This window comes from Pseudomonas sp. PS01300 (assembly GCF_029960155.1).
In the GTDB taxonomy this organism is placed as follows: Bacteria; Pseudomonadota; Gammaproteobacteria; order Pseudomonadales; family Pseudomonadaceae; genus Aquipseudomonas; species Aquipseudomonas palmensis.
Window position 1 is genome coordinate 20,205 of record NZ_JASCPN010000027.1, and the last position, 21,830, is coordinate 42,034.

Here is a 21,830-nt window from a genome sequence, read left to right on the forward strand (position 1 = left end):
AGGCCATCGTCCAGGCCCCGCCAGCGCGGCATGGATTTAATCGCAACTGACATTTTTTTCACCCCAGCTTCACACATAGCGTAGGCGCGCCGGCACACAATCGGCAGTTTCCATTGCCTGCCTGGACCCTGCCATGCCTGCCACTCCCCCTTTGCCCGCGTCCCGCCCGCTTAACCTGTGGATTGCCCTGGGCATTCCGCTGCTGACCGCCGTGTGCCTGATCCTGCTGGAGCTGACCGACCTGGACATGGCCCTGGCCAACCTCGCGTTCGACCCGCAGGCGGGCCAGTTCATCGGTCGTCACAGCTATTTTCTCGAAGACATCCTGCATGACCGCGCCAAGGAGCTGGTCATCCTGTTCGCGGTGCTGGCCATCGTCGGCTTTGCCGCCAGCTTTGTGCTGCAGCGCCTCAAGAGCTGGCGCCGGGAACTGGGTTGCCTGGTGCTGGCGATGGGCCTGTCGACCGGCTTCGTGACGCCGCTCAAGGCCGCGACGGCGGTGCAGTGCCCCTGGAGCCTGAGCGAATTCGGCGGCCAGGAAACCTACAGCAAGCTGTTAGAGGCCCGCCCCGCCACCGACAAGCCAGGGCGCTGCTGGCCGGGCGGGCATGCGGCCACGGGGTTTACCCTGTTTGCGCTGTTTTTTGTCCTGCGTGATCGCAAGCCACGCCTGGCCAAGGCCGCGCTGGTGTTCGCCTTTGGCCTGGGGGTGGTGTTTTCGGTGGGCAGGATGCTGCAGGGCGCCCACTTCTTTTCGCACAATGTGTGGACAGCGGTGTTCTGCTGGCTGATCGGGTTGGGGTGCTACTGGCTGGTGTTGTATCGCAAGCCGTCACTGGCCGCTTCGCCAGCCAGGCTGGCACCTACAGGATTCGCTGAACGTCTGTAGGAGCCAGCCTTGCTGGCGAAGGGTTTCTGCCAGACATAAAAAAGCCCCGCACAAGGCGGGGCTCTTCTTCAAGCGGGTGAGGCTGGCTTACATCATGCCGCCCATGCCGCCCATGCCACCCATGCCGCCCATGTCAGGCATGCCACCGGCAGCCTTGTCTTCAGGCGCATCGGCAACCATGGCTTCGGTAGTGATCATCAGACCACCGATCGAGGCCGCGGCCTGCAGAGCCGAACGGGTCACCTTGGCAGGGTCCAGGATGCCCATTTCGATCATGTCGCCGTACTCGCCGGTAGCAGCGTTGTAACCGAAGTTGCCCGAACCTTGCTTGACCTTGTCGACTACCACGCTTGGCTCGTCGCCGGCGTTGGCAACGATCTGGCGCAGTGGGGACTCGACGGCGCGACGCAGCAACTGGATACCCACGTTCTGGTCTTCGTTGTCGCCCTTGAGCTCGGCAATGGCCTGCAGCGAGCGAACCAGCGCCACGCCACCGCCAGGTACCACGCCTTCTTCGACGGCTGCGCGGGTAGCGTGCAGGGCGTCTTCAACGCGGGCTTTCTTCTCTTTCATTTCAACTTCGGTGCCGGCACCGACCTTGATCACGGCAACACCGCCAGCCAGCTTGGCCAGACGCTCTTGCAGTTTTTCACGGTCGTAGTCCGAGGAAGTCTCTTCGATCTGAGCACGGATCTGCTTGACGCGTGCTTCGATGTCGGCTTCAACGCCAGCACCGTCGATGATGGTGGTGTTTTCCTTGGACAGGGTCACGCGCTTGGCGTTGCCCAGGTGCTCCAGGGTGGTCGACTCCAGGCTCAGGCCGATTTCTTCGGAGATCACGGTACCGCCGGTCAGGACGGCGATGTCCTGCAGCATGGCCTTGCGGCGGTCGCCGAAGCCAGGTGCCTTGACCGCAGCCACTTTCACGATGCCGCGCATGTTGTTGACCACCAGGGTAGCCAGCGCTTCGCCTTCGACGTCTTCAGCCACGATCAGCAGCGGACGACCGGCCTTGGCAACGGCTTCCAGTACTGGCAGCAGTTCGCGGATGTTGGAGATCTTCTTGTCGACCAGCAGCAGCAGCGGGCCGTCGAGCTCGGCAACCATGGTGTCCGGCTTGTTGACGAAGTAAGGGGACAGGTAGCCACGGTCGAACTGCATGCCTTCTACAACCGACAGTTCGTTTTCCAGGCCCGAGCCTTCTTCGACGGTGATCACGCCTTCTTTACCGACTTTTTCCATGGCTTCGGCAATGATTTCACCGATGGAGGTGTCGGAGTTGGCCGAGATGGTACCGACCTGAGCGATGGCCTTGGAATCGGCGCATGGCTTGGACAGGTTCTTCAGCTCTTTGACGATGGCGATGGTGGCCTTGTCGATACCGCGCTTGAGGTCCATCGGGTTCATGCCGGCAGCAACGGCCTTGAGGCCTTCGCTGACGATGGCCTGAGCCAGAACGGTAGCGGTGGTGGTGCCGTCGCCCGCTTCGTCGTTAGCCTTGGAGGCCACGTCTTTCAGCAGTTGGGCGCCCATGTTCTCGAAGGCGTCCTTGAGTTCGATTTCCTTGGCAACCGAAACACCGTCTTTGGTGATGGTTGGCGCGCCGAAGCTCTTGGCCAGAACCACGTTGCGGCCTTTCGGGCCCAGGGTCGCTTTTACCGCGTCAGCCAGAACGTTGACGCCAACCAGCATTTTCTTACGGGCGGAATCGCCGAATTTTACGTCTTTAGCAGCCATGATCGTTTAATCCTTGAATACTTTGGAGTAACGGGAAACCAGCGGATCAGCCTTCGATAACGGCGAGAATCTCGTTCTCAGCCATTACCAGCAGGTCTTCGCCGTCAACTTTCACAGTGTTGCTGCCCGAGTACGGGCCGAAAACCACCTTGTCACCCACTTTCACGGCCAGCGCGCGCACTTCGCCGTTGTCCAGGATGCGGCCGGTACCCACGGCGACGATTTCGCCACGGTTGGGTTTTTCAGCGGCCGAGCCTGGCAGAACGATACCGCCAGCGGTTTTCGATTCTTCTTCGCTGCGACGGATGACGACGCGGTCATGCAGAGGACGAAGCTTCATTGTCGATCTCTCCTGATAGTGGTTTTCATCGGCCGGTATCGTTACCGGCGTGTTGATGCTTTCGGCGTAGCCGATCGTGGACCGCGGGGCGGGCCACGCATGTATTGTCTGGGGCAAATGCCCAGAAACCTTGCGGTGACCCATACATGAGGTCGGCCAAGGCGATTACAAGGCTTGCCGATGAAAATTTTTGCAGGCCGGCGCGCCAAATGAAAAACGGCCCCGAAGGGCCGTTTCATGCTACGCGGGCAAGCGCTCGCGTCACGGGTCACGCTTTTCGTATTCGCCTTCGATCACATTGGGCTGACGCGGTGCGCCGGGCGGCGCATTGAACGGGTCGTCGCCGAAGGCGCGCTGACGCATGGCCTGGGCTTCGGCGCGCTGGCGCAGCTTGTTGGCCAGCAACCGGCGGCTGAACGGCAACAGCACCATCAGGCCGATCAGGTCGCTGATGAAGCCGGGGAGCAACAGCAGACCGCCACCCAGGGCCAGCATCAGGCCGTGGAACATGTCTTCGGCCGGCAATTCGCCGCGCTGCAGGCTCGCCCGCGCACGCAGCGCGGTGGCAAGGCCCGCGACCCGCACCACCAGCACACCGAGGGCCGAGCCCGCGATGATCAGCAGCAGCGCCGGGAAAAATCCGATCGCGGTGCTGACCTTGAAAAACACATACAGCTCGAGCACCGGGAAAAGCAGAAACAGCAGTAGAAAAGCACGCATCAAGGGTTCCTCTACGCAAGATGTCCTTGCAGGTACGACCTTAAATGGTTGCTGGCCGTTGCAATTTCAACCCTCGACCGCCTCGCGATCAGGCCACTGTTCGGCGCGGGCCAGAAAAACCAGGGCTTCGCGTACTTGTATCGGTGTATTGCAAGACCTTGGAAACGCCAGCCAGTGCAGTCCCTGGCCGATGCGCAGGTGCATGCCCTCGGTATCGATCCCTACCAGCGAGGCCGGTGCGCTGGCAGGCAGGCCGCTGAGCTCGACGTAGTGCGCGATGGCGTTGGCATGGTCGTCGTTCATGTGCTCGACCATGCTCACCTCGGCCTTGCCGGCGAACGGGTTGGCCAGGGTCACGTCGTCCAGCCAGTGAATCGCGCCGAAGCCGCCGATATAGCGATGGCGCACCGGCCTGAGCACCCAGAAGTCGAAGTCGTGGGCACTGTGGTACTGGCTCGATTCGGGGAAGTAGCGGTAATAGCGCCCGGCGGCGGCCTCGATGGCCTCGGGGTCGGCCAGCTTGTGGGCCTCGGCCATCAAGGTAAGACGACCCACCGCCTGCACGTCCTCGGCATCGCGCTCGCCTACCAGCAGCGAACACTTGGGGTCTTTTTGCAGGTTGTGGGTGTGCTGGGCAATGCGACTGATCAGGATCAGCGGGTTACCGTCGGCGTCCAGGCAATACGGCACCACGGAACCGAAGGGGAAGCCGGGCATCGATTTGGAATGGGTCGAGAGTACGCCACGGTACTCCTTGAGCAGCAGCTCTCTTGCCTGCCTTGCAGCCTTCGCGCTCACGGGGGTGCTCCTGGGAAAGGTGTGATCGCGACAAGCTAATCATTATCAGTGGCGATTGCCAAGGGGCCTGCAGGCGCCGGCCCCTGAATGCGAAAGCGGTTTACCAGGCCACGCCGAAGCCGACGGTGTAGCGCGTCTTGTCCAGGTCGCTGTCGCTGGTGCCGCTGATGATGTCCTTCTCGGCCTTCAGGTTCAGCGATGCCCATTCGGTGACCTTGTAGCGCAGGCCTACCTCGGCATCCAGGCTGTAGTCCGCCACGCCGCCCAGCGGCTTGCCAACCTCGCCGTTGGTGAACAGCTCGACCGACTTGCCGATCAGGTAGCGGTTGTAGTCCCACTTCACGCCCAGCGAATAGAAGTTGTCCTTGCCGCCGTCGCTGTACTCGTAGTCGGTGCGGTTGAGCAGCGAACCCAGCGAGAACGCGCCCAGCTCGTCGTCCCAGAACTGGTAGCCCGGGCCGGTACCGACCGTGCGCTGGCGGGTCAGGTCTTCGATGTGATCGCGCTTGTAGTTCAGACGCCCCTGCCAGAACCACTGCTCGGTAATGAAGCGGTCCAGCGCGTATTCGGCGCTCCAGTTGTTGGTGGTTGTCGTGTCGTTCTTGGTCTCGCGGTTGTACTCGCCCTCGGCGTTATGCCGCCAGCGACCGTGACGGGCAGTGGTCTTGAAGTCGACGTCGTAGTCGTCACTGTCGGTTTCGGCGCGCTTGTAGTCCAGTGCCAGGTCGATGTTGCCCTTCCACAGCATGTCTTCGACCAGCGGCTTGGGCTTCATGATCTGCTGGATGCTGGCCAGTTCAACCGCCTTGGGCGCCTCACCATTGGCCAGGATCACCTGGCCGTCTTCACCGGCCTGCAGCGACTTGGCCTTCTCGCCGGTGTAGGCGTCCTGCTTGACCAGCAGTTCCTGGTCGCTCTCCAGGGTCTTGACCTTCTTCCAGTCCAGCGCGATGGAGCCACCGTACTCGGTCTGCAGCACCAGCTTGCCACCGTCGAAGACCTTGATCTTGCCGCTGAGCCGGTCGCCGTTCTTCATCCATACGGTATCGGCCACCGCAGGGGCGCAGACACCGGTCATCACAAGGCACAACAAGACTCTAGAATACATAGGCAGTACAGAAACTCGGGTTCGCAGAAAAATCGGGCATTATCCAGATACCCGCCAGCAGAACAAGGACTGACCCAGCCAATGCCGATGAGTTCAATTCGTATTTGTGCGCCCTGCCCCCTTCACTGCCCCGCAACGCCCCGATGAGCGCGGCCTTGACCGACGCGCAGCAGCGCGCAGAAGACCGACGGACGGCGCTCTACCTGGTGCTGGGCCAACTGCCGCCAGGCAAGGTGGTCAGCTATGGTGAACTGGCGGCCATCGCCGGCCTGGGCCGCGCGGCGCGTTGGGTGGGGCGCACCCTCAGCCAGTTGCCGAGCGACACTCGCCTGCCCTGGCACCGCGTGCTGGGCGCCGGCGGACGCCTGAGCCTGGCCCTTGGCACGCCCTCCGGGGATGAGCAGCGGGCCCGCCTGCGGGCCGAAGGGGTGACCGTCCGGAACAATCGTGTGGATATGTTGCGCCATGGCTGGCGCCCGATGGAGCACAGCGGTTAGAGTGCGCGCTTTGTTTTCGCAAACTTGAGGCAGATGTTGGCCCATGCCCCGTAAAACCTGGCGCGCTGCGCTCGCTGCCTATGCCAGCCCGTCGACCCTGGTGCTGTTGCTGCTCGGCTTTGCCGCCGGCCTGCCCTATATGTTGGTGTTCTCGACCCTGTCGGTATGGCTGCGCGAAGCCGGGGTTGCCCGTGAAACCATCGGTTATGCCAGCCTGATCGGCCTGGCCTACGCCTTCAAGTGGGTATGGTCGCCACTGCTGGACCAATGGCGCCTGCCATTGCTGGGCAAGCTTGGCCGACGCCGTTCCTGGCTGGTGCTGTCACAGATCCTGGTGGTCATCGGCCTGGTCGGCATGGGCTTTTGCGACCCGCAGAAGCACCTGTCGTGGCTGATCGCGCTGGCGGTGCTGGTGGCCTTTGCCTCGGCCACCCAGGACATCGCCGTGGATGCCTACCGCCTCGAGATCGCCGGCGACCAGCGCCAGGCCGCCCTGGCCGCCAGCTACATGGCCGGCTACCGGGTCGCCGCCCTGCTGGCCACTGCGGGCGCGCTGTTCTTTGCCGAAGGGTTCGGCTCCACCGGCTTCAGCTACAAGCACAGCGCCTGGACCGGCACCTATGTGCTGTTCGGCGTGCTGATGGTGCCCGCCCTGATCACCAGCCTGCTGATGCGCGAGCCGCCCGTACCCCTGCGTACCCAGCTGTCGGCGGCGCGCTACGGCTTCGGCCACCAGCTGGCCTCGGTCTTCGTGCTGATCATTCTGCTGGTGTCGGTACCGGCGATGTTCACCCAGCTGTACAACACCGATTTCGCCAGCGTGCTGTTCGAAGGCGCCAGCCTGCTCGACCTGCTGCTTGAAGACCGCGCCTTCCTGCGCGCGATCCTCTATATCACCCTCACCACGCTGTGCCTGTCGTCCATGGGGCGACGCGGGCTGGCCCCGGTGCTGACCCCGGTCAACGACTTCATCGTGCGCTACCGCTGGCAGGCGCTGCTGCTGCTGGGGCTGATCGCCACCTACCGCATGTCGGACACGGTGATGGGCGTGATGGCCAACGTGTTCTACATCGACCAGGGCTTCACCAAGGACCAGATCGCCAGCGTCAGCAAGATCTTCGGCCTGTTCATGACCCTGTTCGGGGCCGGCATGGGCGGCCTGCTGATCGTGCGCTTCGGCATCCTGCCGATCCTGTTCATCGGCGGTGTGACCTCTGCGGCGACCAACCTGCTGTTCCTGATGCTCGCCGACATGGGGCCGAACCTGCAGATGCTGGTGGTGACCATCTCGCTCGACAACTTCAGCTCGGGTCTGGCGACCTCGGCCTTCGTGGCCTACCTGTCGAGCCTGACCAACCTGAAGTTCTCGGCCACCCAGTACGCCCTGCTCAGCTCGATCATGCTGCTGTTGCCGCGCCTGATCGGTGGCTACTCAGGCGTGATGGTCGAGAAGTACGGCTATCACGACTTCTTCCTGATCACCGCGATGCTCGGGGTGCCAACGCTGATCCTGATCGCCTTGCACTGGCACCAGGAACTGCGGCGCGGCAAGCTGGCCCCCGTGGAGCCCGAGACCACCGAGCGCCCCGGAGCCTAGGCCAGCGACGCCAGTTCGGCGTCGTCCTGCAGCACCGTGCGCAACGGCCACAGCGCCAGCAACCCGGCGCAACCTGCCGCCAGGGCGAAGCTCAACAGGCTCGCCCCTGCCCCCAGCATCGCCAGCAAGGCGCCGCCCAGGCCCAGCAAGGCGATGGTGATCATGCCCAGCATCGCCGACACCAGGCCCTTGCTCTGCTCGCTGGAGAACAGCGTCATGCGGTACAGCACCGCGTTGGCGATGCCCAGGCCCAGTGCGTACAGCGACATGCCCGCCACCAGGCTGAACACCGAAGGGTACAGCCAGGTGCCCAGCATGGCCGCGCCCAGGCCGATCAGATACGGCCACAGGGCCTTGCGGATCAGCGCGCGCAGGCTGTAGCGCTCGGCAATGCGATTGATGATCAGGTTGCCCGCAATCAGGCCACCGAACACCGGCAATTGCCACAGTGCATAGTCCAGGGTGCTCAAGCCCTCGTCATGAATCAGCAGCACCGGCGACAGACCGATCCAGCCGATCAGCGGCAGGCCCACCAGGCCCAGGGCAGCGCTGCCGGCAACGAAGCGGCGGTTGCCCAGCAGTTGCCCGTAACCGGCCAGCAAGGGCAGCAGGTGGATGGGCTGGAAGGCCAGGCGCGTACCGTCGCGCCGCTCCACCCCCAGGGTTTCAGGCATGAAGCGGTACAGCGCGCACCAGGTCAGCACGGCGAACCCTGCGAACAGTACGAACAGCCAGCGCCACGAGACCCATTCCAGCAGCACGGTGCCTACCAGTGGGCCGAGCAGCGGCGAAAGCAGCGCGATGTTGGCCAGCAGGGCCATCATGCGCACCGCATCCGCCTCGCTGAAGGCTTCGTTCAGGGCCGGGTAGCTGACCGTGACCACAAAGCCCAGGCCGATACCCTGTAACAGGCGCAGCAGGTTGAACAGCTCGATGCCCTCGACCCAGTAGGTGGCCAGGCAGGCCAGGCAGAAGACGGCGCACCCCCACAGCAGCAGCGGACGCCGCCCGTAGCGGTCGGCCAGCGGGCCGATCAGCCACTGCAGCAGCACACCGCCAAGCAGGTAGAGGTTCAGCGCATGGGGGATGAATTCGGGGCTGGCATTCAGGTCGCCCACCACCGTGGGCATGGCAGGCATCACCACGTCGCTGGCCAGGTAGGTCAGCAATTCGAACAACGCCAGGGTCATGGCGAAACAGAATGCCCGGAACGGGGTGATGTTTATCAGCGGGGTAAGCATGGCAAGGCCTGGCAGGGAAAATCAGCCAGCCTGTATGCCAGAAAAGGCAAAGGTCGGACAGTAACAAGAAGTGAACAAGTGTAATCGGTACACCCGCATCGCGGGGCAAGCCGCGCTCCCACGCGCTCATCACTGTCTCCAGACACATGATGTACCTGTGGGAGCGGGCTTGACCCGCGATGAGCTCGAGGCGTTGTTACTGCACGGCCGCTTCCTGCACCACACGGATTACCCGCTGCGGAAACGGGATGTCGATGCCCTCGGCCTTCAACCGGTCGCGCGCATGCTCGTTGAGCATGAACATCACGTCCCAGTAGTCAGCCGTCTTCACCCAGGCTCGCAGCGACACGGTGATCGAGCTGTCGCCCAGTGCCGAAATCACCGCCTGGGGCGCGCCCGGTTCCTGCAGCACCCGCGGGTCATTGGCCAGGTCCAGCAGCACCTTGCGCGCTACCTGCAGGTCGGCCTCGTAGTCCACGCCCACATCGAACACCACCTTGCGGGTCGGCTGGCGGTTGGTGTTGGTGATGATGCCGTTGGACAGGCTGCCGTTGGGCAGGATCACCGTCTTGTTGTCACCGGTACGCAGCACCGTGTGGAAGATCTGGATGCTGTCCACGGTACCGCTGACCCCCTGGGCCTCGATCCAGTCGCCCAGGCGGAACGGACGGAACAGCAGGATCAGCACCCCGCCGGCGAAGTTCGCCAGGCTGCCCTGCAAGGCCAGGCCGATGGCCAGGCCGGCGGCACCGATGGCGGCCACGAACGAGGTGGTCTCGATGCCGATCATCGAGGCCACGCTGACCACCAGCAGGATCTTCAGAATGATGTTCGCCAGGCTGCTGATGAAGCCTTGCAGCGCCAGGTCGGCGTTGCGCAGGGCCAGCAGCTTGCCCAGGCGGTAGGTGACCTTGTTGATCACCCACCAGCCGATGGCCAGGGTCAGCAGCGCCAGCAACAGGCGACTGCCGTATTCCATGATCATCGGGATCCAGGTCTGCGAAGTCCTGACCAGCTGATCCACTTCAGCGTTCAAATCCATAGGTTGTCTCCTGATGCCGGGCGGCAAAAAACGGGGAAAGCGTGGCGCCGCAATCGTTTCAGCGGCCGCAGAAACCTCGGACGCCGAAACGGCGCCAAGGTTCCGGGTGCACGGGGATCAGTCGCGGAAGTTGTTGAACTGCAGCGGCATGCCGAACTCCTTGGCACGCAGGGCCGCGATGGCTTCCTGCAGGTCGTCGCGTTTCTTGCCGGTGACACGTACCTGCTCGCCCTGGATGGCGGCCTGGACCTTGAGCTTGGCGTCCTTGATGTGGGCGACGATCTTCTTGGCCAGTTCCTTGTCGATGCCTTCCTTCAGCGTCGCTTCCTGCTTCATCACCTTGCCCGATGCGAAGGCATCCTTGACCTCCAGGCACTGCACGTCGATCTTGCGCTTGACCAGCGCCAGCTTGAGGATGTCGATCATCGCCTCGAGCTGGAACTCGGCCTCGGCGGTGAGGTTGACGGTCAGTTCCTTTTCCTTGAACTCGAAGCTGCCCTTGCCCTTGAGGTCGTAGCGGCGGTCGAGCTCCTTGACCGCGTTTTCCACGGCGTTGGTGACTTCGTGCTTGTCCAGTTCCGATACCACGTCGAACGACGGCATATCCATTCTCCAAAAAAATAAACGCACGCTCATGGGCCCCTGGTCGCAGAGCATGATGGAGCGTGCCGGGTTTGACGGTTAAAATGCGGGTTCATTATAACGGTTGCGAAACGCAGATGAGCAGCACCTGGCATATTCTCGGCGCCGGCAGCCTGGGCAGCCTCTGGGCCTGCCGCCTGGCTCAGGCCGGCAAGGCGGTCCGCCTGATCCTGCGCGACCCTGCGCGCCTGCACGCCTACGAGGCGGCGGGCGGCCTGAGCCTGGTACACAACGGCCAGGCGCAGCGCCACGCGATCCCCGCCGAAACCGCCGATGCAGGCACGCCTATCCACCGGCTGCTGGTGGCCTGCAAGGCCTACGACGCGCCCGCAGCAGTGGCGCAGCTGGCGCCGCGACTGGCGCGCAATGCCGAGCTGGTGCTGCTGCAGAACGGCCTGGGCAGCCAGGACGAAGTCGCCAGCCAGGTCCCCCACGCACGCTGCATCTTCGCCTCCAGCACCGAGGGCGCGTTTCGCGAAGCCGACTGGCAGGTGAACTTTGCCGGGCATGGCTTCAACTGGCTGGGCGACCCGGCCAACCCGCTGCCGCCCGATTGGCTCGACGACCTGACCGACGCCGGCATCCCGCACCAGTGGACCCCGGACATCCTCACCCGGCTATGGCGCAAGCTGGCGCTCAACTGCGCCATCAACCCACTGACCGTGCTGCATGCGTGCCGCAACGGCGGCCTGGCCGAGCATCACTGCGAGGTGGCCACGCTGTGCGCGGAGCTGGCCGAGCTGCTGCAGCACTGCGGCCAGCCCGAAGCCGCCACCGACCTGCAGGTCGAGGTCGAACGGGTCATCCAGGCCACGGCGGCGAACTACTCTTCCATGTACCAGGACGTGCGCCAGGGCCGACGCACCGAGATCCACTACCTGCTCGGCCACGCCTGCCGCGTTGCCGCCCGCCACGGCCGCCATCTGGCGCACCTTGAACGGCTGCACCGGCGCCTGGTCGAACACCTGAACGCACGCGGGTTGCCCAGCGACTGAGGGCAACGCTACCCTGCCCCTCCACCCACAGGATCACGCCGTCACCATGCCCTTGCGCGAACGCCTGGAAAACCTGCCGGTCGGCCAGAAGCTGCTGGCCGCCCTGCTGGTGCTGCTGATCACCATTCTGCTGGTGGCCAACCTGACCTTCATCAGCGCCGCCTACTGGATCTCCCAGGAGGCCATGGCGCCCCAGGCCCTGCAGACCATCGGCCGCCTGGTATCGCACCCGGAGCTGGCACAGCGCGCCGCCGACTCGCCAGAGGCGGCCAACGACCTGCTCAAGGAACTGGACAGCTACACCCCGCTGCGCGCCGCCGCGCTGTATGGCAGCGACGGCAAGCTGCTGGCGCAGTTGCAGCACGGCGAACCCCTGGCAGTGCCCAAGCGCTACCGCAACATCGAGAGCTGGCGCCTGACCGAGTTTCGCAGCACCCAGCTGGTAACCCTGCCGCGCCCCGGCAACCCGCCCGGGCATCTGCTGCTGGTGGCCAGCAGCGAGCTGCCGATGGCCTTCTATACCGGCACACTGACCGCCAGCCTGGGCATCCTGGTGTTCAGCATCCTGCTATGGATGCTGATTGCGCGGCAGATCAAGCGCCTGATCACCCAGCCGATCTACCAGCTCGAACAGCTCTCGCGCCAGGTGACCCGCGAAGAGAACTATGCCCTGCGCGCGCGCCCCGGCAACCGCGACGAAATCGGCAGCCTGGCCGAGGCGTTCAACACCATGCTGTCGCGCATCGAAGCCCGCGAACAGCAACTCAAGCGCGCCCGCGATGAATTCCAGACCGCCTATGACCAGGCCCAGGGCCTGGCCGAGGAAACCCGTCACACCAACCGCAAACTGGAACTCGAAGTACAGGTGCGCAGCAAGATCGAGCGCAAGCTCACCGGCTTTCAGAACTACCTCAACAGCATCATCGACTCCATGCCCTCGGCACTGATCGCCCTGGACGAACAGCTCTACGTGACCCAGTGGAACCAGGAGGCCAGCGCGCTTTCCGGCACGCCGCTGGACGAGGCGCTGAACCAGCCGATCTTCCTTGCGTTCGAGCCGCTCAAGCCGTTCCTGCCGCAGCTCAAGGAAAGCGTCGAGAAGCACCGCGTGGCCAAGATCGAGCGGGTCACCTGGACCAGGGGCGACGATGCGCGCCACTATGCCCTGACCTTCTACCCGCTGATGGGCGGTGGCGGGCGCGGCGTGGTGATTCGCATCGACGACATCACCCAGCGCCTGTCGCTCGAAGAGATGATGGTGCAGTCGGAGAAGATGCTTTCGGTCGGTGGCCTGGCTGCTGGCATGGCCCACGAGATCAACAACCCGCTGGGGGCGATCCTGCACAACGTGCAGAACATCCGTCGACGCCTGTCCCCCGACCTGCCGAAGAACCTGGAGCAGGCCAGCGAAACCGGCATCGACCTGGGTACGGTCAACCAGTACCTGGAAAACCGCCAGGTACCCCAGTTGCTCGATGGCATCCAGCAGGCCGGCGCACGGGCGGCCAAGATCGTCACCCACATGCTCAGCTTCAGCCGCCGCAGCAACCGCCAGATGGCACCGTGCGACCTGCCGGCACTGATCGACCAGGCGGTGGAGATCGCCGGCAACGACTTCGACCTGACCGAAGGCTTCGACTTCAAGGGCCAGGCCATCGTGCGCCAGTTCGACCCGGCCCTGGGCCCGGTGCCCGGCACCGCCAACGAGCTGGAACAGGTGCTGCTCAACCTGCTCAAGAACGCCGCCCAGGCGATTCACCAGCGCGAAGACGACAGCGAACCGGGGCGTATCATCCTGCGTACTCGGCTCAACCCGCCGTGGGCCGAGATCCAGGTCGAAGACAACGGCGTGGGCATGCCCGAGGCGGTGCGCAAGCGCACCTTCGAGCCGTTCTTCACCACCAAGGAAATCGGCCAGGGCACTGGCCTGGGCCTGTCGGTGTCGTATTTCATCATCACCAACAACCACAAGGGCCAGATGGAGGTGCAGTCGGCGCCGGGTCAGGGCACGTGCTTCACCTTGCGCCTGCCGCTGAGCAACCTGCCGATGCCACCCCCCGGCCCGCCAACGATGGAGTCATGAGCATGGGTTTTCGCTTGTCGAAGATTTACACCCGCACCGGCGACAAGGGCGAAACCGGCCTGGGCGACGGCCGTCGCGTCGCCAAGGACCATCCGCGCATCGAGGCCATCGGCGAGGTGGACACGCTAAACAGCCAGCTGGGTGTGTTGCTGGCAGGCCTGGCCGAGCAACACCTGGACGAGGTGGTCGAAGTGCTGGCGCCGTGTCAGCATCGGCTATTCGACCTGGGTGGTGAGCTGGCGATGCCCAGTTACCAGGCCTTGAACGAGGCCGAGGTACAGCGCCTGGAAGCGGCGATCGACCACTGGAACGAAGAGCTGGGGCCTCTGGAGAACTTCATTCTGCCGGGCGGTTCGGCGCTGATTGCCCAGGCGCATGTATGCCGCAGCCTGGCCCGCAGTGCGGAGCGGCGGTGTCAGCAGTTGAATGCGGCAGAGCCGCTGGCGGGGGTAGGGCTGGCGTACATCAATCGGCTGTCGGACTTGCTGTTCGTGGCGGCGCGGGTGATTGCGCGGCGCCAGGGGGTGGCGGAGGTGTTGTGGCAGGCTGCGGCCAGGCCATGACGCCGCTTCGCCGGCAAGGCCGGCTCCTACAAAGGTCAGCGCCGTCTGTAGGAGCCGGCCTTGCCGGCGAGGCTTCACTCAGGCCTCAGGCCAGAACGCCCGAATTCCGGCCACGCCTTGGGCGCCGAACTGCCAGGCCCGCTCGCAATCAGCCGGCCCCACGCCACCCAGCACATACACCGGCCGGTTGAAGCCTTCGATCAGCTCGCTGGCCTGCTCCCAGCCCAACGGTACCGCCTCGGGATGCGTCTGGGTCGCCTGCACCGGCGACAGGGTGACGAAATCCACCCCCATCTGCTCGGCCAGCGCCAGTTCTTCGGCGTTGTGACAAGACGCGGCCAGCCAGCGCTCCCTGGGGAACGGTCGGCCCTTGGGCGCATATTTGCGCAACTGCTCGGCCGTAAGGTGCCACCCTGCCGCCGGGAAATCGCCCAGCCACTCCAGCGGCCCCTTGAGCATCAACTGCGCCTTGCCGGCACACAGCCCCACCGCATCCACCGCCACATCGCGGTACTTGGGGTCGTAGCCGTTGGGCGCACGCAACTGCACCAGCTTGATCCCGCCGGCAATCGCCTTCTGGATGCCGCGCAGCAACTGCGGGGCTTCCAGTTCGCCCGGGGTGATCAGGTAGTGGCCAGGCAACCGCGCGGCCGCCACGATGGGCTGGTTGGCTTCAGGGAAGTCGTATTGCGGCAGTTCGCGTGGCGACACCCAGGCCAGTGGCTGGCCTTCGGCGCCATGGGGCTCGCCGGTAAAGCCGTCGACCTCCCAAACGTCCAGCAGCACCTGCTTGTCGGGGTAGTCGTGACGCACCTTGATCAAGGGCCGTGCACGAGTCACGACGATGCCCAGTTCCTCGTGCAGCTCGCGGGCCAGGGCGATCTCGACCGCCTCCCCCGCCTCCACCTTGCCGCCGGGAAACTCCCACAGGCCGCCCTGATGCTGGCTGTCGGCACGGCGCGCAATCAGGATGCGCCCGTCGGTGCCACGGATCACCGCAGCGGCAACATGCACCCGCTTCACGACGCACGCTCCGCCAGCGCAGCCTGCTGCCAGGCCTGGAAGGCCGGCCACTGGTAGATGGCCTCGACGTAGGCGGCGGCTGCCGCTGGCAGTTCGACACGGTAGCTGCGCAGGCGCACCGCCACCGGGGCGAAGAAGGCGTCGGCCAGGCTCAGTTCGCCGAACAGGTACGGGCCCGGGGTCTTGGCCACCAGGCGGCACTCGGACCACAGCGCGACGATGCGGTCGATGTCGATCTGCACCTCGAGTGGAATGCTCTCAAGGGCCTGATCGTGGTCCAGGTTCATCGGCATGGTGCTGCGCAGGGCGAAGAAGCCACTGTGCATCTGCGCGCAGGCCGAACGCGCCTGGGCCCGGGCAGCGATGTCGCTGGGCCACAGGTTGGCTTCAGGGTGGCGCTCGGCCAGGTACTCGGCGATTGCCAGCGAATCGGCGATGGTGCCGTGTTCGGACTTGAGCAGGGGCACCTTGCCGGTGGCGGAGTGCGCCAGGATGCGCTGGCGGGTATCGGGCTGGTTGAGGGTGACCAGCAGTTCGGTGTAGGGCACCCTGGCCAGTTCGAGGGCCAGGGCGGCGCGCAGCGACCAGGAGGAATACAGCTTGTCGCCGATGATCAGTTGGTAGCTCATGGGTGGGCTCCATCGGGATGTGCGGGGGCCTATTGCGGGTCAAGCCCGCTCCCACAGGGTTACTGCAATCCTTGAGGGAGCGGGCTTGACCCGCAATACGGTCAGGTACGGTATTCGGCGTTGATCTTCACATACTCATGGGACAGGTCGGTGGTCCAGATCGTCTCGCTGCAGTCGCCACGCCCCAAGTCGATGCGGATGGTGATCTCTTCCTGGGCCATCACGGCCGAGCCCTGGGCCTCGGTGTAGGTGGCGTTGCGGCCGCCTTTGCTGGCGATGCACACATCGTCCAGGTACACGTCGATCAGGCTCACGTCCAGGTTCGGCACGCCAGCACGGCCCACAGCTGCCAGGATCCGGCCCCAGTTCGGGTCGGAGGCGAACAGCGCGGTCTTGATCAGCGGCGAATGCGCCACGGCATAGCCGACGTCCAGGCATTCCTGATGATTTCCACCACCGTTGACCTGAACGGTCACGAACTTGGTCGCGCCTTCACCGTCACGCACGATGGCCTGGGCCACTTCCATGCACACCTCGAACACCGCCTTTTTCAACGCGTCGAACAGCGGGCCGCGGGCTTCGGTCACTTCAGCCACGTCGGCCTTGCCGGTGGCGATCAGCATGCAGCAATCGTTGGTCGAGGTATCGCCGTCGATGGTGATGCGGTTGAACGACTTGTTGGCGCCGTCCAGCAGCAGGTCCTTGAGCACGGCCGGCGCCACCTTGGCGTCGGTGGCGATGTAGCCGAGCATGGTCGCCATGTTCGGGCGGATCATCCCGGCGCCCTTGCTGATGCCGGTCACGGTGATGGTCACGCCGTCATGCTGGAACTGGCGGCTGGCACCCTTGGGCAGGGTGTCGGTGGTCATGATGCCGGTGGCGGCCTCGGCCCAGTTGTTTTCCGACAGGTCGTCCAGGGCGGCCTGCAGCGCGCCTTCGATCTTCTCGACCGGCAGTGGCTCACCGATCACACCGGTGGAGAACGGCAGCACCGCGTCGGCGTCGACACCCGCCAGCTCGGCCAGCCTGGCGCAGGTGCGCTCGGCAGCGGCCAGGCCGGGGGCGCCGGTACCGGCGTTGGCGTTGCCGGTGTTGGTCAGCAGGTAACGCACACTGCCCTGCACGCGCTGCTTGGCCAGGATCACCGGGGCAGCGCAGAACGCATTGAGGGTGAACACGCCGGCAACGCTGGAGCCTTCGGCGCAGCGCATTACCACAACGTCCTTGCGCCCGGGGCGCTTGATGCCCGCAGAGGCAATACCGAGTTCAAAACCTGGAACCGGGTGCAACGTTGGCAAAGGACCAAGACCGACAGCCATGAAAGCGCTCCTAGAAAAAAGGCGCCGGCTCGAGATACCGGCGCTTGAGATGGAACAACGCCGCGACGGTTGGGCCCGTCGCGGCGCGGTGTTCAGATATCAGCAGGGGGCAACGGCGGTGCGATCAGTCGATCTTGCCGTGGCACTGCTTGAACTTCTTGCCAGAACCGCACCAGCAGGGTTCGTTGCGGCCCAGCTTCTGCTCGTTGCGCACCGGCGCTGCGGCCACGGCGACGTCGGCACCCTCCTCAAGCAGCTCGCCCGCTTCCAGGCCAGGGGCCTCGGCGTGCTGGAACTGCATGCGCTGGGCCAGCTCTTCGGCTTCGCGGCGCAGGCGTGCTTCCTCTTCGATCGGGTCTTCGCGGCGAACCTGAACGTGCGAGAGCACGCGGATGGTGTCGCGCTTGATCGAGTCCAGCAGTTCCTGGAACAGGGCAAACGACTCGCGCTTGTATTCCTGCTTCGGGTTCTTCTGGGCGTAGCCACGCAGGTGGATACCGTGGCGCAGGTGATCCATGGTCGACAGGTGGTCTTTCCACAGGTCGTCGATCACACGCAGCAGGATCTGCTTCTCGAAGGTACGCAGGGCATCGGCGCTGGCCTGCTCTTCCTTCTCGTTGTAGGCCGCCATCAGCTCGGCCATCAACTTCTCGCGCAGGGTCTCTTCGTACAGGTGGTCGTCTTCGTCCAGCCACTGCTGGATCGGCAGCTTGACCCCGAAATCGCTGGCCAGTGCCGCTTCCAGGCCCGGCACGTCCCACTGCTCGGGCAGCGACTGTGGCGGGATGTGCTGGGCCACGGTGGCATCGAGCACTTCCTGGCGGAACTCGGCGATGGTGTCGCCGATGTTGGTCGCCGCCAGCAGGCTGTTGCGCATGTGGTAGATGACCTTACGCTGCTCGTTGGCCACGTCGTCGAATTCGAGCAGTTGCTTGCGGATGTCGAAGTTGCGACCTTCGACCTTGCGCTGGGCCTTCTCGATGGCGTTGGTGACCATGCGGTGCTCGATGGCCTCGCCGGACTGCATGCCCAGGGCCTTCATGAAGTTCTTGACCCGGTCGGAGGCGAAGATGCGCATCAGGCTGTCTTCCAGCGACAGGTAGAAGCGGCTCGAGCCCGGGTCGCCCTGACGGCCGGAACGGCCACGCAGCTGGTTGTCGATACGGCGCGATTCGTGGCGCTCGGAGGCGATCACGTGCAGACCACCGGACTCGATCACCTGCTGGTGACGCTTCTGCCAGTCGGCCTTGACCTGGGCAACCTGCTCGGGCGTCGGGTTGTCCATGGCAGCCACTTCGACTTCCCAGTTGCCGCCCAGCAGGATGTCGGTACCACGACCGGCCATGTTGGTGGCGATGGTCAGTGCACCCGGGCGACCGGCCTGGGCGATGATCTCGGCTTCCTTCTCGTGGAACTTGGCGTTCAGGACCTTGTGATCGATGCCTTCCTTGATCAGCAGGTTGGACATGTGCTCGGAGGTTTCGATGGTGGCGGTACCCACCAGCACCGGACGCCCGGAAGCCATGCTCTCCTTGATGTCGGCGATGATCGCGGTGTACTTCTCTTCGGCGGTCAGGTAGACCAGGTCGTTGAAGTCCTTGCGCGCCAGCGGCTTGTTCGGCGGGATCACCATCACGTTGAGCTGGTAGATCTGGGCGAATTCGAACGCTTCGGTGTCAGCGGTACCGGTCATGCCGGACAGCTTGTTGTACAGGCGGAAGTAGTTCTGGAACGTGGTCGAGGCCAGCGTCTGGCTCTCGGGCTGGATGTTCAGGTTTTCCTTGGCCTCGATGGCCTGGTGCAGGCCCTCGGACAGGCGACGGCCCGGCATGGTGCGGCCGGTGTGCTCGTCGATCAGCAGGATCTGGCCGTCCTGCACGATGTACTCGACGTTGCGGTGGAACAGCTTGTGGGCACGCAGGCCGGCATACACGTGGGTCAGCAGGCCCAGGTTGTGCGCCGAGTAGAGGCTCTCGCCCTCAGCCAGCATGCCGACCTGGGTGAGCATCTCTTCGATGTACTGGTGGCCGGCTTCGTTGAGTTCGACCTGGCGGGTCTTCTCGTCGATGCTGTAGTGGCCTTCCTGGGTGACCTGGCCTTCGACCTCTTCGATGTGCTGCTTGAGCTGCGGGATCAGCTTGTTGATCTCGATGTACAGCTTGGAGCTGTCTTCGGCCTGGCCGGAGATGATCAGCGGGGTACGGGCTTCGTCGATCAGGATGGAGTCGACTTCGTCGATCACGGCGAAATTCAGCTCGCGCTGGAATTTCTCTTCCATGCTGAACGCCATGTTGTCGCGCAGGTAGTCGAAACCGAATTCGTTGTTGGTGCCGTAGGTGATGTCGGCGGCATAGGCGATGCGCTTTTCTTCCGGCGGCTGGAACGGGGTGACCACACCCACGGTGAGGCCCAGGTATTCATACAGAGGGCGCATCCAGTTGGCGTCGCGGCGGGCCAGGTAGTCGTTGACCGTGACCACGTGCACGCCCTTGCCGGACAGCGCGTTGAGGTACACGCCCAGGGTCGCCACCAGGGTCTTGCCTTCACCGGTACGCATCTCTGCGATCATGCCCTCGTGCAAGGTCATGCCACCGATCAGCTGTACATCGAAGTGACGCATGCCCATGACCCGCTTGCCGGCCTCGCGCGCAACGGCGAAGGCTTCGGGCAACAGTTGGTCAAGGGTCTCGCCTTTGGCCAGGCGCTCTTTGAACGCTGCGGTCTTGGCCCGCAACTGCTCGTCCGTCAGGGCGACCATCTGCTCTTCGAAGGCATTGACGATCTGTACCGTCTTGAGCATGCGTTTGACTTCACGCTCGTTCTTGCTTCCAAAAAGTTTTTTTAACAAAGGCGCAAACATATTGGCAGGATCTTCCACACGTAGGGATGGAGGGCGGCCCCGTGAGTCGCCCGTGCAGCCCTTATGGCCGCATGCGAACGAGCATTCTACCCGGAAACGATGGTGAGGAAAGTGGCGGATTTCCACGATGCTGGCACAGCGCTTTTGACGGGGCTTTTTTACAATAAGGCCTTTTTCGCCAACTTCAACCCATCGTCACATGAAGAATTACCGGCGGGGCGATCTGTTAAGATGGCGCCACTGTATTTTTCGGACCCTGCCCATGGCTTTTCGCCCCCTGCCCGCCCGTGCACCCGCCGTGCTTTTGCGTGAAGCGCGACCGCTCAAGGCCCTGTTCAGCCAGGCCCAGCGCCTGGCCCAGCTGCAGCGCCTGGTGGAGAGCCAGTTGCAGCCGGCAGCGCGTGAGCATTGCCATGTGGCCTCGTGGCGCGAGGGTACGCTGCTGCTGATCGTCACCGACGGGCACTGGGCCACGCGCCTGCGCTACCAGCAGAAACGCCTGCTGCGCCAGTTGCAGATGATGGAGGCCTTCAGCAGCCTGACCCGCATCAATTTCAGGGTGCAGCCGGTGGCCGGTGTGGCACCCGCGGCGGGGCACCCGATGGACATCTCGACACGTTCGGCGCAGAACATCCACGCTACGGCCGAAGGGATCACCGACCCCAAGCTCAAGGCGGCGCTGGAGCGCCTGGCCAGGCACGGCAAGGGATAGACGAGCGCACAGCGCTCGCAAACCTGCGACTGCGCGGCAATAAAAAAGGGCCACCCGAAGGCAGCCCCAAAAAATAACTAAAGAAGAGAGAGTTCGTACTTACACTGCCGCAACCGGACGCATGTAAGAGATCGGTGCCGTGCTGGCATCTTCGAACGTCACCACTTCCCACGCATCGGTTTCCTCGATCAGCTTGCGCAGCAGCTGATTGTTCAGCGCGTGTCCGGACTTGTAGCCCTTGAACTCGCCGATCAGGCTGTTGCCCAGCAGGTAGAGGTCGCCAATCGCATCGAGGATCTTGTGCTTGACGAATTCGTCTTCGTAGCGAAGGCCGTCTTCGTTGAGCACGCCATCCTTGTCCACGACGATGGCGTTTTCCACGCTGCCGCCGAGGGCGAGGTTGTGCTTGCGCAGGTACTCGATGTCACTCATGAACCCGAAGGTACGGGCGCGGCTGACTTCCTTCACGAACGAGGTGCTGGAAAAGTCCACGCTGGCACTCTGGGTCCGGTTGTGGAACACCGGGTGGTCGAAATCGATCTCGAAACTCACCTTGAACCCTTCGAAAGGCAGGAAAGTGGCGCGCTTGTCGCCGTCTTCCACTGTCACTTCACGCAGGATGCGGATGAACTTCTTGGCTGCGTCCTGTTCTTCCAGGCCGGCAGATTGAATCAGGAATACAAAGGGCCCGGCGCTGCCGTCCATAATTGGCACTTCGGACGCGGAGAGCTCGACGTAGGCGTTATCGATGCCCAGGCCAGCCATGGCCGAGAGCAGGTGCTCTACCGTGTCTACCTTGGTATCGCCATTGACCAGTGTCGTGGACATGGTCGTCTCGCCGACGTTTTCCGCACGGGCAGGGATCTGCACCACAGGGTCGAGGTCGGCACGGCAAAATACGATGCCGGTATCCACAGGGGCGGGCTTGAGGGTCAGGTAAACCTTTTCCCCGGAGTGCAGGCCGACACCTGTGGCACGGATGATATTTTTCAGGGTGCGTTGTTTAATCATGGCATTGGCCGCTTCAGCGCAAAT

General features: G+C 63.9%; 20 protein-coding genes. 7 read left to right on the plus strand and 13 right to left on the minus strand.

Going from position 1 to position 21,830, the window contains the following annotated elements:
- Positions 1–133: 133 nt before the first annotated feature.
- Entirely contained in the window at positions 134–889 is a 756-nt protein-coding gene (locus QMX96_RS14660) for a phosphatase PAP2 family protein (RefSeq protein WP_054914826.1), read from the plus strand.
- A gap of 87 nt (positions 890–976) precedes the next feature.
- Here the strand turns inward: QMX96_RS14660 and groL are convergent, their stop codons facing one another.
- The 5 genes from groL to QMX96_RS14685 form a co-directional block, all read right to left on the minus strand.
- The gene (gene groL / locus QMX96_RS14665) at positions 977–2,626 is read right to left on the minus strand and encodes a chaperonin GroEL (protein WP_043862090.1); all 1,650 of its coding nucleotides are present in this window, start codon (positions 2,624–2,626) and stop codon (positions 977–979) included.
- Positions 2,627–2,672: 46 nt separating this feature from the next.
- Positions 2,673–2,966, minus strand: coding sequence for a co-chaperone GroES (locus QMX96_RS14670; RefSeq protein WP_009050540.1), 294 nt, complete (start codon positions 2,964–2,966; stop codon positions 2,673–2,675).
- 261 nt (positions 2,967–3,227) lie between these two features.
- A complete protein-coding gene (locus tag QMX96_RS14675; protein ID WP_282361970.1) occupies positions 3,228–3,686 on the minus strand; it encodes an FxsA family protein in 459 nt (152 codons plus the stop codon).
- A 66-nt stretch (positions 3,687–3,752) separates the two neighbouring features.
- Positions 3,753–4,484: a HugZ family protein gene (locus QMX96_RS14680; protein WP_282361971.1), complete on the minus strand. Its 732-nt coding sequence runs from the start codon at positions 4,482–4,484 to the stop codon at positions 3,753–3,755.
- A 100-nt stretch (positions 4,485–4,584) separates the two neighbouring features.
- Positions 4,585–5,592 (minus strand): DUF481 domain-containing protein, encoded by a 1,008-nt coding sequence (locus QMX96_RS14685; RefSeq protein WP_282361972.1) that lies wholly within the window; start codon positions 5,590–5,592, stop codon positions 4,585–4,587.
- 143 nt (positions 5,593–5,735) lie between these two features.
- Here QMX96_RS14685 and QMX96_RS14690 point away from each other — a divergent pair, with 143 nt between their 5' ends.
- Both QMX96_RS14690 and QMX96_RS14695 read left to right on the plus strand, forming a co-directional pair.
- Complete coding sequence (locus QMX96_RS14690) at positions 5,736–6,089, plus strand: MGMT family protein (protein ID WP_043862086.1); 354 nt, start codon at positions 5,736–5,738, stop codon at positions 6,087–6,089.
- 43 nt (positions 6,090–6,132) lie between these two features.
- The gene (locus QMX96_RS14695) at positions 6,133–7,686 is read left to right on the plus strand and encodes an AmpG family muropeptide MFS transporter (protein WP_043862085.1); all 1,554 of its coding nucleotides are present in this window, start codon (positions 6,133–6,135) and stop codon (positions 7,684–7,686) included.
- On the opposite strand, the gene QMX96_RS14700 is transcribed toward QMX96_RS14695, so the two are convergent.
- The 3 genes from QMX96_RS14700 to QMX96_RS14710 all read right to left on the minus strand — a co-directional run bounded on the left by QMX96_RS14700 (position 7,683) and on the right by QMX96_RS14710 (position 10,572).
- The gene (locus tag QMX96_RS14700; protein WP_116052220.1) at positions 7,683–8,927 is read right to left on the minus strand and encodes an MFS transporter; all 1,245 of its coding nucleotides are present in this window, start codon (positions 8,925–8,927) and stop codon (positions 7,683–7,685) included. The genes QMX96_RS14695 and QMX96_RS14700 overlap by 4 nt on opposite strands.
- Positions 8,928–9,123: 196 nt before the next feature.
- Positions 9,124–9,969 carry a mechanosensitive ion channel family protein gene (locus QMX96_RS14705; RefSeq protein ID WP_043862083.1) on the minus strand — a complete coding sequence of 282 codons (846 nt, stop codon included), beginning with the start codon at positions 9,967–9,969 and terminating at the stop codon, positions 9,124–9,126.
- 117 nt (positions 9,970–10,086) lie between these two features.
- Complete coding sequence (locus QMX96_RS14710) at positions 10,087–10,572, minus strand: YajQ family cyclic di-GMP-binding protein (RefSeq protein WP_043862082.1); 486 nt, start codon at positions 10,570–10,572, stop codon at positions 10,087–10,089.
- A gap of 116 nt (positions 10,573–10,688) precedes the next feature.
- On the opposite strand from QMX96_RS14710, the gene QMX96_RS14715 reads away from it, so the two are divergent.
- Genes QMX96_RS14715 through QMX96_RS14725 form a run of 3 tightly spaced genes read left to right on the plus strand, consistent with a single transcriptional unit; the run spans position 10,689 to position 14,252 of the window.
- On the plus strand, positions 10,689–11,606 hold the full coding sequence (locus tag QMX96_RS14715) for a putative 2-dehydropantoate 2-reductase (RefSeq protein ID WP_043862081.1): 918 nt from the start codon (positions 10,689–10,691) through the stop codon (positions 11,604–11,606).
- A 46-nt stretch (positions 11,607–11,652) separates the two neighbouring features.
- On the plus strand, positions 11,653–13,689 hold the full coding sequence (locus QMX96_RS14720; protein ID WP_054914831.1) for an ATP-binding protein: 2,037 nt from the start codon (positions 11,653–11,655) through the stop codon (positions 13,687–13,689).
- 2 nt (positions 13,690–13,691) lie between these two features.
- Entirely contained in the window at positions 13,692–14,252 is a 561-nt protein-coding gene (locus QMX96_RS14725; RefSeq protein WP_043862079.1) for a cob(I)yrinic acid a,c-diamide adenosyltransferase, read from the plus strand.
- 78 nt (positions 14,253–14,330) lie between these two features.
- Here the strand turns inward: QMX96_RS14725 and QMX96_RS14730 are convergent, their stop codons facing one another.
- The 4 genes from QMX96_RS14730 to secA form a co-directional block, all read right to left on the minus strand.
- Positions 14,331–15,275 (minus strand): Nudix family hydrolase, encoded by a 945-nt coding sequence (locus tag QMX96_RS14730; protein WP_043862078.1) that lies wholly within the window; start codon positions 15,273–15,275, stop codon positions 14,331–14,333.
- A complete protein-coding gene (locus QMX96_RS14735) occupies positions 15,272–15,904 on the minus strand; it encodes a glutathione S-transferase (protein ID WP_282361974.1) in 633 nt (210 codons plus the stop codon). Before QMX96_RS14735 ends, QMX96_RS14730 begins: the two co-directional genes overlap by 4 nt.
- A gap of 101 nt (positions 15,905–16,005) precedes the next feature.
- Entirely contained in the window at positions 16,006–17,223 is a 1,218-nt protein-coding gene (gene argJ, locus QMX96_RS14740; protein WP_078479527.1) for a bifunctional glutamate N-acetyltransferase/amino-acid acetyltransferase ArgJ, read from the minus strand.
- A 124-nt stretch (positions 17,224–17,347) separates the two neighbouring features.
- Entirely contained in the window at positions 17,348–20,083 is a 2,736-nt protein-coding gene (gene secA, locus QMX96_RS14745) for a preprotein translocase subunit SecA (protein WP_054914834.1), read from the minus strand.
- A 262-nt stretch (positions 20,084–20,345) separates the two neighbouring features.
- Between secA and QMX96_RS14750 the strand changes: the two genes are divergently transcribed.
- On the plus strand, positions 20,346–20,795 hold the full coding sequence (locus QMX96_RS14750) for a DUF721 domain-containing protein (RefSeq protein WP_054914835.1): 450 nt from the start codon (positions 20,346–20,348) through the stop codon (positions 20,793–20,795).
- Positions 20,796–20,894: 99 nt separating this feature from the next.
- On the opposite strand, the gene lpxC is transcribed toward QMX96_RS14750, so the two are convergent.
- The gene (gene lpxC, locus QMX96_RS14755) at positions 20,895–21,806 is read right to left on the minus strand and encodes a UDP-3-O-acyl-N-acetylglucosamine deacetylase (protein ID WP_043862073.1); all 912 of its coding nucleotides are present in this window, start codon (positions 21,804–21,806) and stop codon (positions 20,895–20,897) included.
- Between the last annotated feature and the right edge of the window lie 24 nt (positions 21,807–21,830).